General features: G+C 41.2%; 1 protein-coding gene. It reads right to left on the reverse strand.

Translation table 11 applies throughout. From position 1 onward, the window contains the following. A partial coding sequence (locus tag ACTHSP_RS22640) for a 2-oxoglutarate dehydrogenase E1 subunit family protein (protein WP_440347087.1) occupies positions 1–233 on the reverse strand: 233 nt, incomplete at its 3' end. Positions 234–376: the final 143 nt, after the last annotated feature.

Consider the following 376-nt stretch of genomic DNA (forward strand, 5'->3'; position numbering starts at 1 on the left):
CCTGCGACGGCTGCGGCAATTTTCTTTTTAGCCAAAGTGGCAAATGATTCACGAATCGGTGTATGGGCAACATCGACAGCGACTGCGCCCGGCTGTTTACTCAAATCGGTAAAGTACTGTTTCCATTTTTCATCGACAGATTCCGGATTATCCAGAAACTTTTCATACAACTCCTCGATGTATGGCGCATTAGAACCAAACAGATAAGAGAAATTGAGTTTTTCGTCCATCATGGCGTGAGCTCTTTTCTTTAAAATATAAACAAAGGGTAGAATCCCGTGTTCTCCGAACGGAATTCAGGCCGTCTGAAATGACACTTTATTCTACCCTATTTCAAATCAAATTACCTGCTATCAACTTAATTAATTACGACCAA

The sequence above is a fragment of the Neisseria sp. P0001.S005 genome, from assembly GCF_051963715.1.